This window comes from Halomonas sp. V046, from assembly GCF_052645355.1.
Window position 1 is genome coordinate 57491 of sequence record NZ_JBQXYF010000017.1, and the last position, 14941, is coordinate 72431.

General features: G+C 63.6%; 11 protein-coding genes. 5 read left to right on the forward strand and 6 right to left on the reverse strand.

The genetic code is table 11. The features are described from left to right. Positions 1–223: 223 nt before the first annotated feature. From ACUN9Y_RS19540 to ACUN9Y_RS19555, 4 genes are all read right to left on the reverse strand, one after another. Entirely contained in the window at positions 224–613 is a 390-nt protein-coding gene (locus ACUN9Y_RS19540) for a cupin domain-containing protein (protein WP_445462408.1), read from the reverse strand. 49 nt (positions 614–662) lie between these two features. Then, positions 663–1055, reverse strand: coding sequence for a carboxymuconolactone decarboxylase family protein (locus ACUN9Y_RS19545; RefSeq protein WP_445462409.1), 393 nt, complete (start codon positions 1053–1055; stop codon positions 663–665). 257 nt (positions 1056–1312) lie between these two features. Continuing rightward, entirely contained in the window at positions 1313–2341 is a 1029-nt protein-coding gene (locus ACUN9Y_RS19550) for a patatin-like phospholipase family protein (RefSeq protein ID WP_445462410.1), read from the reverse strand. A 65-nt stretch (positions 2342–2406) separates the two neighbouring features. Then, positions 2407–3186: a 3-hydroxybutyrate dehydrogenase gene (locus ACUN9Y_RS19555; RefSeq protein WP_445462411.1), complete on the reverse strand. Its 780-nt coding sequence runs from the start codon at positions 3184–3186 to the stop codon at positions 2407–2409. A gap of 364 nt (positions 3187–3550) precedes the next feature. On the opposite strand from ACUN9Y_RS19555, the gene ACUN9Y_RS19560 reads away from it, so the two are divergent. Both ACUN9Y_RS19560 and ACUN9Y_RS19565 read left to right on the forward strand, forming a co-directional pair. After that, positions 3551–5353 carry a VRR-NUC domain-containing protein gene (locus ACUN9Y_RS19560; protein ID WP_445462412.1) on the forward strand — a complete coding sequence of 601 codons (1803 nt, stop codon included), beginning with the start codon at positions 3551–3553 and terminating at the stop codon, positions 5351–5353. A gap of 17 nt (positions 5354–5370) precedes the next feature. Further along, complete coding sequence (locus tag ACUN9Y_RS19565; RefSeq protein WP_445462440.1) at positions 5371–7662, forward strand: ATP-dependent DNA helicase; 2292 nt, start codon at positions 5371–5373, stop codon at positions 7660–7662. A 19-nt stretch (positions 7663–7681) separates the two neighbouring features. On the opposite strand, the gene ACUN9Y_RS19570 is transcribed toward ACUN9Y_RS19565, so the two are convergent. Together ACUN9Y_RS19570 and ACUN9Y_RS19575 are read right to left on the reverse strand one after the other, a co-directional pair. Beyond that, positions 7682–9499, reverse strand: coding sequence for a monovalent cation:proton antiporter-2 (CPA2) family protein (locus tag ACUN9Y_RS19570; protein WP_445462413.1), 1818 nt, complete (start codon positions 9497–9499; stop codon positions 7682–7684). A gap of 186 nt (positions 9500–9685) precedes the next feature. Further along, positions 9686–10288, reverse strand: coding sequence for a glutathione S-transferase family protein (locus tag ACUN9Y_RS19575; RefSeq protein ID WP_445462414.1), 603 nt, complete (start codon positions 10286–10288; stop codon positions 9686–9688). A 389-nt stretch (positions 10289–10677) separates the two neighbouring features. Between ACUN9Y_RS19575 and ACUN9Y_RS19580 the strand changes: the two genes are divergently transcribed. The 3 genes from ACUN9Y_RS19580 (at position 10678) to ACUN9Y_RS19590 (ending at position 14919) form a co-directional block, all read left to right on the forward strand. Beyond that, positions 10678–13140, forward strand: coding sequence for a membrane-bound PQQ-dependent dehydrogenase, glucose/quinate/shikimate family (locus ACUN9Y_RS19580; protein ID WP_445462415.1), 2463 nt, complete (start codon positions 10678–10680; stop codon positions 13138–13140). Between the two features lie 145 nt (positions 13141–13285). After that, a complete protein-coding gene (locus ACUN9Y_RS19585; RefSeq protein WP_445462416.1) occupies positions 13286–13540 on the forward strand; it encodes a hypothetical protein in 255 nt (84 codons plus the stop codon). A 569-nt stretch (positions 13541–14109) separates the two neighbouring features. Further along, on the forward strand, positions 14110–14919 hold the full coding sequence (locus tag ACUN9Y_RS19590; RefSeq protein ID WP_445462417.1) for an AraC family transcriptional regulator: 810 nt from the start codon (positions 14110–14112) through the stop codon (positions 14917–14919). Positions 14920–14941: the final 22 nt, after the last annotated feature.

A 14941-nucleotide genomic window follows, 5' to 3' on the forward strand; every position in this document is an offset into this window, starting at 1 on the left:
TTTGGGCAAAGTCACGTAATGTATCTGTTTTTTGGCATACTCCGTGTGTCGTTGTTGATGGCTCGTTTGTGTCGAGGGAGGAATAAAAAGGGCCACGAATTTTCTCGTGGCCCTGGGGAGCTGATCGGCTGCTTCTGTGAAAATAATCGTCAAGTGGAAGGAGCGTGAGGCGACCGTTGGACCGCAGTACCCCTCATCCACTCTATCCTCAGACTGACGTCGATCAGCACTCACCTGCGGTGCATTTTTCCGGCTCGGCGAGGTCTGCAGCGTAGATGATCACGTCGCTGCTGGTCTCGTTCTTCCACCAGTGCCAGATCTCATTGTATTCGGCGATTATGGATGGCGCCTTGTGGGTCCGGGGCTGCTCATGCTTGGAATTGTATTCGACAATCTCGCCTTGGAAGACGAACAGGATGGCAGGACGATTCTCGTGAGAGTGGTAGGGCACGATGCCGCCTGGTGCTACATCAACGCGACGAAAGCGCAGATGCCGTTTCTCCAGTGGATCGCTCCCTTGCGGCAGTTTGACGTCGGCGAGGTCGATGAAAGCAAGTGTTGTATCGACTTCATCGACTGGCTCCATAGGCGGATTTTTTTGATGATCGAACATGACGTAGCTCCCTATAGGAAAGAGTGGGCAGTGCAAAAGGTGGATGGAATCAGGATGCTGGGTACACTTCCTTTACTGCGAGTACGGCATTGATCGTCACCGGGAAACCCGCATATGGCGCAAGTTGCATGAACAGCTCGACCAGTTCGTCGCGGGTAAAACCAAGAGAGTGAGCAATGCCGATGTGAATGCGCAGTTGAGCTTCGTGTCCGCCGCAGGCAAGTGCCGTTAACGTGGCAGCCTGCCGAAGCTTGGGACCTAGGCCTCCTCGCGCATACATGTCGCCGAAGGGAAATTCGGCAACTAGCCGCACCAGGTCTGGCGCGATATCCGATAGCTGCTCCAGCAGTGCCTTGGCGGCGGCCGGATTATGCTTGCGGACGAAGGCCAGGCCGCGCTCCATGCGGGCATCGTCGTGGGCCGGGGGATTCTGAGTATTCATGTCGGGCGTCCTCGTTGCCTCTGTTGCAGTGAACCCTTGTGGGTCGCTTAAGTCGTGGTAGGTTTGCTTAGGTCCGTTTGCTGGGACATGCCTATGTTTCCTTGTGCAAGGCTCCGGCACCTAGGGCGATGGGTCTGATCATTTTCTCTCTCGGTACCAGTGCCCAGCGAACGGATGAAACGGTAGGAAAGTCATCGCGCCCTACCGCACAGGAGGCCCGGCGGTGCCGCGCTTGAGCGTCCCGCCCAGGCCTCTTGTCAATGGGTGCCATCAAACATGGCGCGCAGGTCGACGCTGTCGCGCTTGCCGAGGTCGTCGTAGTGCATCTCGATCCACTGTTGGGCACGCTGGCGCCCCAGATCACGCAAAAAGCACAGAAATTCCCATTCGGCATTGAGCTTGGAGGAGGCTCCCAGCGGCTTGAGAAGGTCCTTGCTGTCGATGATATGGACCAGCATGTCGCGGTAATTCTTGGGGTCGAGATGGCCGTCGTGGATGAGCCGCTTGACGAAGGCCAAGGCACGCAACTCCTTCAACAAACTGGCGTTGAAGGTGATCTCGTTGGTGCGATTCATGATCTCCTGAGCGCTTCTTGGCTCGCCTTCGCGCTCCACCGGGTTGACCTGAACGATCAGAATGTCCGAGCTCTCGGTGCTGTGATAGAAGGGAAACAACGGTGGATTCCCCGAGTAACCGCCATCCCAGTAGGGAACGCCGTCGACTTCTACCGCCTCGAACAGGAAAGGCAGGCAGGCCGATGCCATGACCATGTCCGGGGTCAACTCGGCGCGGTCGAATATCTTGACGCGCCCGGTTTCGGCGTTGGTCGCCGCCACGAAGACCTTCATTTGTGCACAGCCGCAGACGTTGTCGAAGTCGACATGCTCGATGAGGATGTCGCGCAGCGGGTTGTACTTCATCGGGTTGAACTGGCTCGGGGAGAAGAATCGCGTCATCAGGTCGAAGAACACATGACCGGGCGACTGGTCCAGGCTCCAGTTGCCGTTCATGCGGTCCCAGGGGGTGCGCTGCAATGGACTGAATCGGGCAGCCTTGGAGACGGCATGCCAGAAGGTCTCGAGTTTCTCTCTTGCGGCTTCAGGCCCGCCCTGGACGAGACCATCGGCCAGAATGACCGCGTTCATCGCGCCTGCCGAGGTACCCGAAATGGCTTCGATCTCGATACAGGGGTCGTCGAGCAGTGCATCCAGCACGCCCCAGGTGAAGGCTCCATGAGCGCCTCCACCTTGCAGTGCCAGGTTGATCTTCTTGGGGGGCTTGGCCATTGATGGCTCCTGATGCTTGGCACGTCTCGCACGAGCCTTGGGGAGTGAGGTAGCGGGAGGTGGGCTCAGTGGGCGGTCCAGCCGCCGTCGACGGGCAGGGCGATGCCGGTCATCGCGGCGGCGCCGTCGGAGCATAGGAAGAGGGCGGTGGCGGCCAGCTGCTCGGTAGTGACGAACTCTCGGGTTGGCTGGTTGGCCAGCAGTACATCGCGAATCACCGACTCCTCCGAGATGCCACGGGCCTTGGCGGTGTCCGGGATCTGCTTCTGCACCAGCGGGGTCAGGACGTAGCCTGGGCAGATGGCGTTGGCGGTGATGCCTTGCTCGGCAACTTCCAGGGCGATCGTCTTGGTCAAGCCGACGATGCCGTGCTTGGCGGCGACGTAGGCGGACTTGAAGGGAGATGCCACCAGGCCATGGGCCGAGGCGACGTTGATGATGCGGCCCCAGCCGCGTGCCTTCATGCCGGGCAGCGCGGCCTTGGTCAGGTGAAAGGCCGAACTCAGGTTGATGGCGATGATGGCGTCCCACTTGGCCTCGGGGAACTCATCGATCGGCGCCACGTGCTGGATGCCGGCGTTGTTGACGATGATGTCGACGCCACCGAATTCGGCCTCGGCGCGCATCAGCATGGCGCTGATTTCGCCAGGATCCATCATGTTGGCGTTGTCGTAGATGACCTTCACCCCGTGTTTTTCCAATCCGGCACGTACCGCTTCCACCTCGGCGGCGGGTTCGATGCCGTTGATGACGAGGTTGATGCCGGCCTGGGCGAAGCCCTCGGCAATGCCAAGGCCGATGCCGCTGGTCGAGCCGGTGATGATGGCGGTCTTCTTGTCGGACATTTGGTGCTTCCTCTGGCAACGGGAACGTCTTGCAACATCAGCCGGCAGCGCCGGCCGAGGTTGGTGGGTCCGCGTGGGTCGAACGCGGGGCAGGGGGCCTCGCTGGCATCGATCGCGGACGCAGTGTCCCCATCATAGGCATGTATTTCGCATACGACTTATGCAGCATCGGCTTTTGCGCGCTGGGGTACTGATTCGCTGTGCAAGAACGAGATTTCGGTGGCGGTGACGATTTGGAACGCTGTTTGTTAACTGGCGATCTGGGCGCTCGGGACATACGTCTGATCGTCGCTGTCGATGGGACTCCTGCGGCTTGGGCCATGGGCCCTGTTCGATCCTTTTCAAAGCCTGGTACCATCGATGCATGAATGCTCCTCAGACCGTGGCGCTCGTGGATTTACGCGACGATCCCCGCTATTACCTGCGTCATTTCCGGCTCGTGCTCGACTGGGTTCACTCGCGTTATGAGGACCTGCTGGCGCCCCCCGAACGCGACTTCCTCGACCGCTTTGCAGCGCTGCCCGATGACTCCCAAGCGCTGCTGGTACGCATGATCACGCGCAAGGGCGAGCTGTTTCGCGTGTCACGATTGGCCTACGACGAGATCGGCGACAGCGCCGCTGCGATGGCGCCGTTGGCTGACGCCGGATTCGTCGAGATCGATCCCCGGATTGGGCTTGATGAACTGTTTGCTCAGCTGCGCCTGCCGGAACTGCGCGAGGCCTTTGCAGAGCGCATGCGACAAGACGGATTAGGCGGGGCGGTATCCAAGGCTCGGCTGCGACAAGCGCTTGATCCGACCCGCTCCAGCGACATGGAAGAGGCCGGTGGCGGTCCTGTCCCAGGCGTTCATGAGGCACGAGCCGACGACGGCCCGAGAGCGGGCGATGGCACTGGTGAGGCGGAGCGCGGTGGCGGTTCCCGACGAATGAGCGCTTGGTGGCCGCAGACGCGGGATACGTTGGCGCGGCTCACGGTCATGCCGGTCTGCGATCGACTACGGCTGATGTTCTTCGGCAACCTGCGCCAGACCTGGTCGGACTTCGTGCTGGCGGAGCTGGGCGTGACGCGCTTCGAGACGGTGGCTTTCGATGAGGCATCGAAGGCGTTTCATCGGCGTGCCGAGGTCGATGCCTACCTGGCCTTGCAGGCATTGCGAGAGCGATTGGACGAAGGGCTGGTACCGGCGTTGGCGCTGGCCATGCTACCCGAGGTGCCGGAAGGCAACCTCTGGCTGGTGCAGCGCCGCGCACGGTTGTTGCTGAGCCTGGGACAGGTCGCCCAGCGCCAGGGGGATGACGCCACGGCGCTGGAGTGCTATCGCCGTGGCGGGAACGGTGAGCCGAGGGTCCGGTGGCTACGGTTGCTGGAGCGGCGAGGCGACCATGACACGGCCATGACGTTGGCCGAACAGGCTGTTGCCGGTCCCGTCAGCGAGGCCGAGTATCAGGCGCTGGCGCGACTGCTGCCAAGACTGGCGCGCAAGCTTGGACGCAAGGCGGCGCCTCGTGAGCCCGAAGCCGCCACCGAGACGGTGGTCCTGGCATTGCCGCGTAGCGACTTCGAAGCCTCAGGGGGCGTCGAGCGTGCGGTGCGTGATCATTTGTACCGCGATGACGCGCCGGTGTTCTACGTGGAGAATGCCCTGATCGCTGGCCTGTTCGGTCTGCTGTGCTGGGACGTGGTGTTCGCCCCCTTGCCGGGGGCCTTCTTTCACCCTTACCACCATGCGCCGGCAGATCTTGGACGCGAGGACTTCACGGCCCGACGTCGACAAGGGTTCGAGCGTGCCCTGGCGCAGGTCGAAAACGGCGGCTATCGCGAGAAGATTCTCGCGACATGGCGTGCCAAGCAGGGCCTGTCCAACCCCTTTGTTCACTGGGATGGTCTCGACGAGGCGCTGATCCGGATGGCTCTCGACTGTCTACCGCCCGAGCACTGCCGGGCCTGTTTCGAGCGGCTGCTGATGGATCCGAGCACTAATCGAGCGGGCCTGCCCGACCTGATCCAGTTCTTTCCCCGTGCCGAGCCCGGTGAGCTGCGCTATCGGATGATCGAGGTCAAGGCGCCGGGGGATCGCCTGCAGGATAACCAGCGACGCTGGCTGACTTTTTTTGCACGCCAGGGGATGCCCGTGCGGGTCTGTCACGTGGTGTGGACGCCTTGAGAGACGGCGGCGTGGCATTGCCGGCCTCACCGCTCAAGGTGGCGGTGAGGACCCTGTGCGAGTTCACGGCGCGCCGCGGCGATCTCGATCATCGCTTCACGCCTGCGCCTAGCGCCCGTGAGGGCATCGCGGGTCACGTGCGAGTGCAGGCCGGGCGCGGTGATGCGTATCGCTCGGAAGTCGCGGTGAGCGCCGAGGTTGCGGGTCTGCGCGTCCAGGGGCGGATCGACGGCGTCGCCGATGGCGGTACCTGTATCGAGGAGATCAAGACCCATCGCGGGCGACTCGAGCGCATGGCGGATAATCAGCGCGCTCTGCACTGGGCGCAGGCGCGTGTTTATGGCGCGCTGTGGTGCCGCGAGCAGGGCCTGCCAGAGGTGACGCTGACGCTGGTCTATCTCGATCTGGTGACGGGGCGTGAAACTCGTCTGACCCAGCAGGCCGACGCCGATCATCTGTGGCAGGAGTTGGAGCAACACGCCAAGCGCTACCACGACTGGGCGCACCGCGAGGCCGAGCATCGTCGTCGGCGGGATGCCGCGCTCCGGGGGCTGGCCTTCCCACATGCCGAGTTTCGTCCTGGCCAGCGTGAACTCGCTGAAGCGGTCTACAAGGCCGCAGCCACCGGCCGTCAATTGCTGGCCCAGGCCCCTACCGGCATCGGCAAGACCCTGGCGTCGTTGTTTCCCATGCTCAAGGCCATGCCGACTCAGGGCCTGGACCGAGTGGCGTTTCTGACCATGAAGACGCCCGGGCGTCGGCTGGCCCTGGAGGCGCTGGTCAGCCTCGGTGTCAAGGCGGCGCTGCCGCTTCGTGTCATCGAACTGACCGCGCGGGACAAGGCTTGCGAGTACCCGGACCGGGCTTGCCACGGTGACTCCTGTCCCTTGGCCAGTGGGTTCTATGATCGTCTGCCTGAGGCGCGTCGCGCTGCCGCCGAGCGGGCCTGGCTGGACCGTGAGGGCCTGCGAGATGTCGCTATGGAGCATGCCATCTGCCCTTATTACCTGGGCCAGGAGATGGCGCGTTGGTGCGATGTGGTGGTGGGAGATGTGAACCACTACTTCGACGCCAGTGCCATGCTGCACGGCCTGGCACTGGCCCAGGGCTGGAAGCTCGGGGTGCTGGTCGATGAAGCCCACAATCTGGTCGAGCGTGCCCGTGGCATGTACTCCGCGGATCTTGAGCAGCGACGGCTCAATGCCCTGCGCAAAGAGGTTCCGGCGGTGCTGAAACGGTCGCTGGACCGGGTTGGCCGCGAATGGCAAGGCTGGGTGCGTGAGGTCGCTCTGGCCCACGGCGACGAGGAGCCAGGCTCTCGTCAGGCGCCACGTTGGTACGGGCTGGATCGCCTGCCCGAGGCGCTGGTCGGTGCGCTCAATGGCGCCACCGCGGCGATCGGCGATCATCTCGGCGAGTTCCCCGAGGCGACGACCCCGGCATTGACCGACTTCCTGTTCGATGCCCTGGCCTTCACGCGCCTGGCGGAGACCTTTGGCGCTCATTCCCTGGTGGAGCTGACGCGCAGCGGTCGGGGGCGATCGCGGATTGCCATTGCCAACATGATTCCTGCCGACTTCCTGGCGCCGAGGTTCGCCGCCGCCCAGGCGACGGTGCTGTTCTCGGCGACCCTGGCGCCGGGCCAATATCAGCGTGACCTGCTGGGCCTGCCGACGACGGCCGTGTGGCAGGAAGTCTCGCCACCGTTTCGTCCCGATCAACTCAAGGTCCGGGTGTGTCGTCATCTGTCGACACGCTACCGGGATCGGGAACGCTCATTGCCGGGCATCGTTGCCACCCTGGCCGACCAGTACCGGCGACAGCCGGGGCACTATCTGGCCTTCTTCTCTAGCTTCGCGTATCTCGAGAGGGCGCGCGAAGCGCTGGCCGAGTCCCACCCGGATATCCCGCAGCGCAGCCAGACCCGAGGCATGGGCGAGGCGGACCGCGACGCCTTCCTGGCAGCGTTTGTTCCTGGCGGCAAGGGCATTGCCTTCGCGGTGCTCGGCGGGGCCTTCGCCGAGGGGATCGATTTACCCGGCGACCGGCTGATCGGCGCCTTTATTGCCACCCTGGGGCTGCCGCCGAATGACCCGCGCCAGGAGGCCTTGAAGGCGCGTCTGGAGGCTCGTTTCGGGCGCGGGGACGATTATGCCTATCGCATTCCGGGCTTGATCAAGGTGGTCCAGGCCGCTGGCCGGGTCATTCGCGGCCCGGAGGATACCGGCGTGGTGGTGCTGATGGACGACCGCTTCGCCACGCCGGAGGTCCGAGCCCGGTTACCGCACTGGTGGGCCCCGGCGTCGTGAGCGGTCTGGCCCTCGATGGTCAGTTCCTGCGGGGGGCCTCTTCGACACGGGTCGTGATGTCCTCATCGGCTTCGTACAGGGCCTCGAGCTCCTTGGCGGCCTGTTGAGCGGTCTGAATCTGCTTCTTCTCGTTGCCGAACACCTCGAGCTGGCGGCGCAGGGTGTCTTCATCATGGGGGCGGAAGGTGTCGATCGTCTGCTGGGCTTGATCGCGAGGAATGCCGAGACCGATAAGGACTTCACGGGTCATCTCCAAGCTGGCCGGCAATAGTTCGCGAAGGATGTAGCAGACATTGGCCCGCATCAGCAGGTGGGCGTGGTGGCGGTTGCGTGCTCGGGCGTAGATCTTGAGATGGGGAAAGCGTTTCTGCACGCGATTGACGATCCCCATGGAAACATCGGGATCTCCCACGGCCACCACGAGTACCTGAGCACGGTCGGCGCCAGCGGCCTCGAGCAGGTCGATACGGGTGGCATCGCCGAAGTAGACCTTGTTGCCGTAACGGCGCACGAACTCGACGTGGTCGGCATTGATATCGAGCACCGTGTAGGGAATCTCGAGCCCTTGAAGGGCACGGCCCATGATCTGCCCGAAGCGGCCGAAGCCCGCCAGAAGGATGCGCGGCGAGTCGTCGTCGGTCGGGGTGTCGAACTCGCGACGCGGCTTGGCTTTCTTGAACCGAGGGCGGATAAGCCGTTCGTGGCCGAGGAACAGTATCGGGGTGGCGGCCATCGACAGCGAGACCACCAGCACCAGCAGGTTGACGAGGGACATGTCGAGCAGGGCCGCGCTGCCGGCAGCCGTCAGCACCACGAAGGCGAATTCCCCGCCCTGGGACAGCAGTACGCCGAGGTTGAGCGATTCTCGCCAGCCGCAACGGTAGGCTCGGGCCGCGGCGATCACGCTGATGCCCTTGGCGGCTAGCAGCAATGCGGTCAGGCCGAGAATGAGCCCGGGAGAGGCGGCCAGCAGTTCGATCTTGGCGGTCATGCCGACGGCCATGAAAAACAGGCCCAGCAGCAGCCCGCGGTAGGGCTCGATATCGGCTTCGATGCTGTGGCGATACTCGGAATCGGCCAGCAGAATACCGGCGATAAAGGCGCCGAGAGCCATCGATAGCCCGGCCAGCTCCATCAGCAGCGCGGCGCCGATCACGACCACCAGCGAGGTGCCGGCGAAGACTTCACGGCTGCCGGTGGCGGCGGCGAGGCGAAACAACGGACGCAGCAGCAGTCGCCCGCCGCCGATCAGGCCGACGAAGGCCGCCACGGCGACGACGACTTCCTTGAGAATCGGGGCGGCGCCGTCTTGCATCAATGAGTCGGCGGCGAGAATCGGAATCACCGCCAGCACGGGAATCGCGGCCATATCCTGAAACAGCAGCAAGGCAAACGCATGCCGTCCGTGACGAGTGGACAGTTCATGGCGCTCGCCCAGCAGGTGCAGTACCAGCGGTGTCGAACACAGGCCCAGGCTGAAGCCGACCACTGCGGCCGCCACCGGGGGCAGGCCGAGGGCGAGGGCGGTCAGGCCCAGTGTCAGCGTGGTGATGGTGACCTGGAGACTGCCGAAGCCGAAGACGGCTTTGCGCATCAGCGTGAGACGCGAAGGCTTGAGCTCCAGGCCAATGATGAACAGCAGAAAGACGATGCCGACCTGCGAGAATTGCAGCACTGCATCAGCGTCAGGCACCAGGCCCAGGGCGGAGGGGCCGATGGCGACACCGGCGGCCAGATAGCCGAGGACTTCGCCCAGGCCGAGGCGCTTGAATATCGGAACGATCAGCACCGCCGCAGCGAGGAAGATCAAGGCATTGACGAGCAAACTGACGGCCACGACCGGGAGTCCTTATGGAGGGAGAACGGCGAAGGTGGCGGTGCGGCAGGGCAGCGACCACGAGAACACTAGGGTAGCGCAGGTGCCAAACTATTCCTTTCACGTTGATCGGATGTCACACCCGGCAGAGGCACCATGGTGTCGCCGACGTCGGTCATTCGCGGCGCCCCGGGCCGCCCTTGCCGGTCAATCCTCGCCCATGGCCTGGTAGCCCGGCAGCGCAGCGATGCGGGCAAGCCAGGCCCGGATGCCGGGGTAGCCCGAAAGGTCAAAGCCTCCCTCGTGGGCCACGTGGGTGTAAGCATAGAGCGAGATATCGGCAATCGTGGGGTGGAGTCCGATCAGAAACGGCGTACTGACCAGTTGGCGTTCCATGACTTCCAACGCCCGGTGGCCGCTGGCCTGCTTGGCCTCATACTCGGCGCGCTTGTCGTCCGGTAGCCCGAGGTAGAGGTTGATGAAACGGGCGACGGCGATATACGGCTCGTGGCTGTATTGTTCGAAATATTGCCACTGGAGCACCTTGGCACTCTCGAAGCGATCGGTCGGCAACCAGTCACTGCCCTCCGCCAGGTAATGCAGGATGGCATTGGACTCGGCCAGAAAGCGGCCGTCATCGAGTTCCAGCAATGGAATCTTGCCGTTGGGGTTGCGCCCGAGGAAGTCCTCTTCTCGAGTGTCGCCGGCCATGATGTCGATGCCGATCCAGACCAGACGCAGGTCGAGCAGAGAGCTTAGCAGCTTGATCTTGTAGCAGTTGCCCGAGCGGGTATCGCCGTATAAGTTCATTGGCCGGTCCTGGAGTCGACATTTGAGCCTCTATACTGCCACGTCGATGACCGACTGACAGCGGCCTGCGTGACACGGCAAGGGAAAGTCGGGGGGCTCTTGAGCAGAGTGGTCGCTGTCCGGCGCCAGAGGCGACGCTAGGACCGCTGGCGGCGAGCTGGGGGCGGCCTGCCGAGGTCGCGATAATCCAGGTCGCAGGCCTGCGGTCGGCCATCTATTCTCATCTTTGCAAGAAGGCTAATGGGTTGACTCCGCGGTGTGGTTCGGCGAGTGGCGCCCGTGCTTGTCATCGGGATCGCGTTGCGTGTAGCCCAGCATCAGTACGCTCCCGTCAGGCCGCGTCGTTGCGATGCCAGCCAGGTGTCAGGGACCGAACAAGGGGAATCACGATGGACGCTAGACGCGCAAGCAAGTGGCCTGCCCGGCTGCTCGGTGCACTTATCCTGCTACTGGGCCTTGCGCTGTTAGCGGGCGGGGGCTATCTGCTGATGCTGGGAGGCTCCCCCTACTACCTGCTTGCCGGCGCTGGTTTGGTACTCTGTGGCGCCGTGCTGATGGCACGCCGCCACGGTGGACTGATGCTGTACGCTGTGGTGCTGCTTGGCACCACGCTGTGGGCGGTCTGGGAGGTGGGGTTCGACTGGTGGCAACTGGTTCCTCGAGTCGCGCTGCTGTGCATGATCGGCATTGTGCTGTTGTTGCCCTGGTGGCGTCGGGGGACGTCGATACTCAGCAGTCTGGCCTTGGCATTCTCCGTGATGGTGGCCATCGGTGTCGCCATCGCAAGCCAGGTCATGGCTCCTACCGGTATCGATACTCCCGTCGGTGCCAGCAGCCTGCCTGGGCCGCTCAATCCCGATCAGGCGGCCGGTGATGACTGGGTCGCCTATGGTGGCACCAATGCAGCAACGCATTATTCGTCGCTGGATGAGATCACGCCGGACAATATCGCGCAGTTGCAGGAAGTCTGGCGCATTCGTACCGGCGACACGGCGACGCCGACCTCGCCGCCGGAAATCACCAACCAGAACACGCCGCTCAAGGTCAACGACCGTCTCTACATTTGCACGTCCCACAGCCGAGTCAAGGCGCTGGATCCGGAAACCGGCGAGACCGAATGGACCTTCGACCCTGAGCTTAGCACCATGGGCGCGGAGGACTTTTCGCACTGGGCCCACATGACCTGTCGCGGCGTGACTTACTACGACGTGGCCCGCGTGGCTGATGTCGAACGTCAAGAAGAGGTCGGCAACGCAACCGATGCACCCATCGATGCCGCCGAAGCCGCCGCCGGGCACGAAGGCGATCCCGGGCTGATGATCAGCGAGACCGACGTGATGTGCCCGCGGCGGATCTTCGTCCCCACCGCCGATGCGCGTTTGATCGCGCTGAACGCGGACAGCGGCGAGCGCTGCACCTCCTTTGGCGAGGATGGCGAAGTCGACCTGACGCGCAACATGGGAGAGATTCCCCCCGGCGGTTACTACTCCACCTCGCCGGCCGTGGCGACTGCCGACCTGATCATCGTCGGTGGCCACGTGACCGACAACAGCTCGATGGACGAACCGTCTGGTGTGGTGCGTGCCTTCGACGTTCGCAGCGGCGAACTGGTGTGGAACTGGGACAGTGGTAATCCGACCCAGACTACCCCCGTGAGGGACGACCAGGCCTATACCCGCAATTCTCCCAACGTCTGGGCACCGATGAGTGTCGACGAGCGTCTTGGCCTGGTGTACCTGCCCATGGGCAATGCCACGCCGGACCAGTGGGGCGCCGAGCGCAGCGAGAACGACGAACGTTACAGCGCAGGTCTGGTGGCGCTGGAGCTCGAGACCGGCCGCGTCGCCTGGGTGCATCAGTTCGTCCACCACGACCTGTGGGACATGGACACGCCGGCACAGCCGGTGCTGATCGATCTCTCCGTGGACGGCAAGAGCGTGCCGGCGGTGATTCAGCCGACCAAGCAGGGTAGCCTTTTCGTGCTCAACCGCCAGACCGGTGACGCCATCGTGCCCATCGACGAACTGCCGGCGCCCCAGGGCGCCGTGGACGGGGATTGGGCCGCGGCCACCCAGCCCCGCTCGGCGCTCAATCTGGTGCCCCCACCGCTGACCGGCCGAGATATGTGGGGCGGGACGCCGCTGGATCAACTGATGTGCCGAATCCAGTTCCGCTCCCTGCGCTACGACGGCCAGTACACGCCGCCGTCGCTGCAGGGTAGCATCATCTACCCGGGTAACGTCGGGGTCTTCAATTGGAGCGGTATCGCCGTGGACCCTCGGCGACAGGCAGTCTTTACCACCCCCAACAGTTTGGCCTTCGTCTCGAGACTGATCCCGCGTGATCAGGTTCGCGCCGCTGAGGGCCCGGCCAGCGAGCAGGGCCTGCAACCCAATGCCGGAGCGCCCTACGCAGTGGAGTTGGGACCGTTGCTGTCGCCCTTGGGCATTCCGTGTCAGGCGCCGCCGTGGGGCGAGGTTGCCGGCATCGACCTGGCCACTGAAGGCGGCCCCAAGGTGGCCTGGCGCCACCGCAATGGCACCACCCGGGACAGCATGCCGTTTGACCTGCCTGTGGCACTCAAGCTAGGTGTGCCGGCTCTGGGAGGACCGACCACTACCGCCGGGGGCGTGACTTTCGTGAGTGGCACTCTCGATCAGTACGTGCGTGGCTACGATGTGGTCACCGGTGAGCAACTCTGGGAGTCGCGCCTGCCCGCTGGCGGCCAGGCGACGCCGATGACCTATCGGGGTGATGACGGTCGCCAGTACGTGGTCGTGACCGCCGGAGGGCATGGCACCTTCGGCAGCACGATGGGGGACTATGTGATCGGCTATGCCTTACCCAAGTGACGACCTTTCCGCGACAGCCTCAACGCGGTGTCTGTCTACGCCGGGGGCCGGCGGCGGCGCGTTGATAACGGCGGGGGGGCGTCGCGGCGCGGTGCCAGGGTCCAGACTATGCTGAAATTTCTCAACTGCTGGAAATGAGGCCAACATGAGAATGCTGCTGATCATCGCCATTGGCGTGGTCATTGTCCTGCTGCTGCTACGCTTTTGTCCCAAGTCGCGGCAGTATCTTGCCATGTGGATCTTTAGCTTGGCCTGGATGGCGCTATGCGCCTGGAACTTGAACATCGGGCTTTCGCAAGGCTACGCACTCGGTGAGGAGCTGCTGGTGCATGCTTTTCTCTATGGCATTCCGGTAGGGCTTGGCTGGTGGCGGGTGTGTCGCGCCATTTCTGAGGCCTGAGGCCGTGGCCTGTGGGCGTTGGGCCAGGGAAAGAGCCAGCAACGCCAATCGTCTAAACCGTCTGCCCGCACGAAAGGCCGCGCTCTGAACGCGCGGCCTTTGCCTATCGAGAAGAACCAGCGAAGTCGGGTCGCAAGACGGAACATCACCTTCAGCGGGGCGGCGGGGTCTTGTAGTGACCGGGGACGGTGACGCGGTCGCCGTTCGGCAGCTGCTTCACATGAGTTGGCACGTAAACCCTCTTGATCACGCTCTTGTCTTGCGCCATGACTGGCCTCCTGCAGACAGTGTAAGAGACGACACTCATACGCTACGCCGCCGTCGCGGCCGTCGCAATGCAAATGAAAAGCGATATTCTTCCAAATCGCGCGGCCGTTGATCCATGTCACGGCGTACGAGGAAAGGACAAGCAAAGGACAAGGAAAGGACAAGGAAAGGACAAGGAAAGGACAAGGAAAGGGAGAACGCCGCAGACAAGCCGCAGCGGGGCGCAGGTTTTTTTCGCGATGGACGAACGGCCCCCCTGACATGACACACTACAGCTCCTGGTCGGAGGCGATGGTCGCAAGATGCCCGAGTTGAACGTTCCCATGGTCGAGCCCCGTGCCTATCCCGACCGGGTGCTTTGTGACCGCCACGGATTTCATCAGCTGTTGCTGGGCCTTTCGGGCGGCGTGGAGCTCGAGGTGGAAGGGCGCTCGAGCCATGTGACCGAGGGCGTGTTGGCCGTTGTCCCGGCGCTCTCATCGCACCATTATCTGGCGCCGTGCGCCAACCGAATTCTCGTGCTGGATCTCCCGCAACGCTGGTGTGAAAGCCTCGAACTGAATGCGTTGTTCGACGGCTCCGCGGGTGGCTGGACGCGGCGCTTGCCCGCGGACGTGGCCGCCCAGGCCCCTGCACTGCTCGCCCATCCCGGTGGTCTGGCACGCTGGCTGTCCCGAGTCGAGGATAGCGTTGCTCGTGGCTTGGGTCGCCGCGTGGGAGGCCATCGGTTGCGGCTGATCGAATTGCTTCCGCTCGTCCGCACCGACCTGGCAAGCCCCTGGCGAGTTGCCGACATGGCGGCGCGCTGCCATCTTGCCGAAGCCGCCTTCGCCCGTCAGTTCAGTGCTTTGGTGGGGTGTTCCCCATATGCCTGGCTGACTCGCGAGCGCCTGGCCCTGGCTCGTCGCTTGATGCAGGACCGGCATGCGTCATTGACCGATATTGCCCTGGCTTGCGGCTTTGCCGATTCTGCTCACTTCTCCCGAGTGTTTCGGCGCCAGCACGACCTGTCTCCTCGTCAGTGGCGGGCCGAGCGCAGGGCAGCTTGCCTGAGCGAGGAGGGCAATGGTCAGGAATCGACAAGTCTCAGAGACCTGGCACGAGCAGACTGAGGGCAGGTTTTCTCGATGGAGT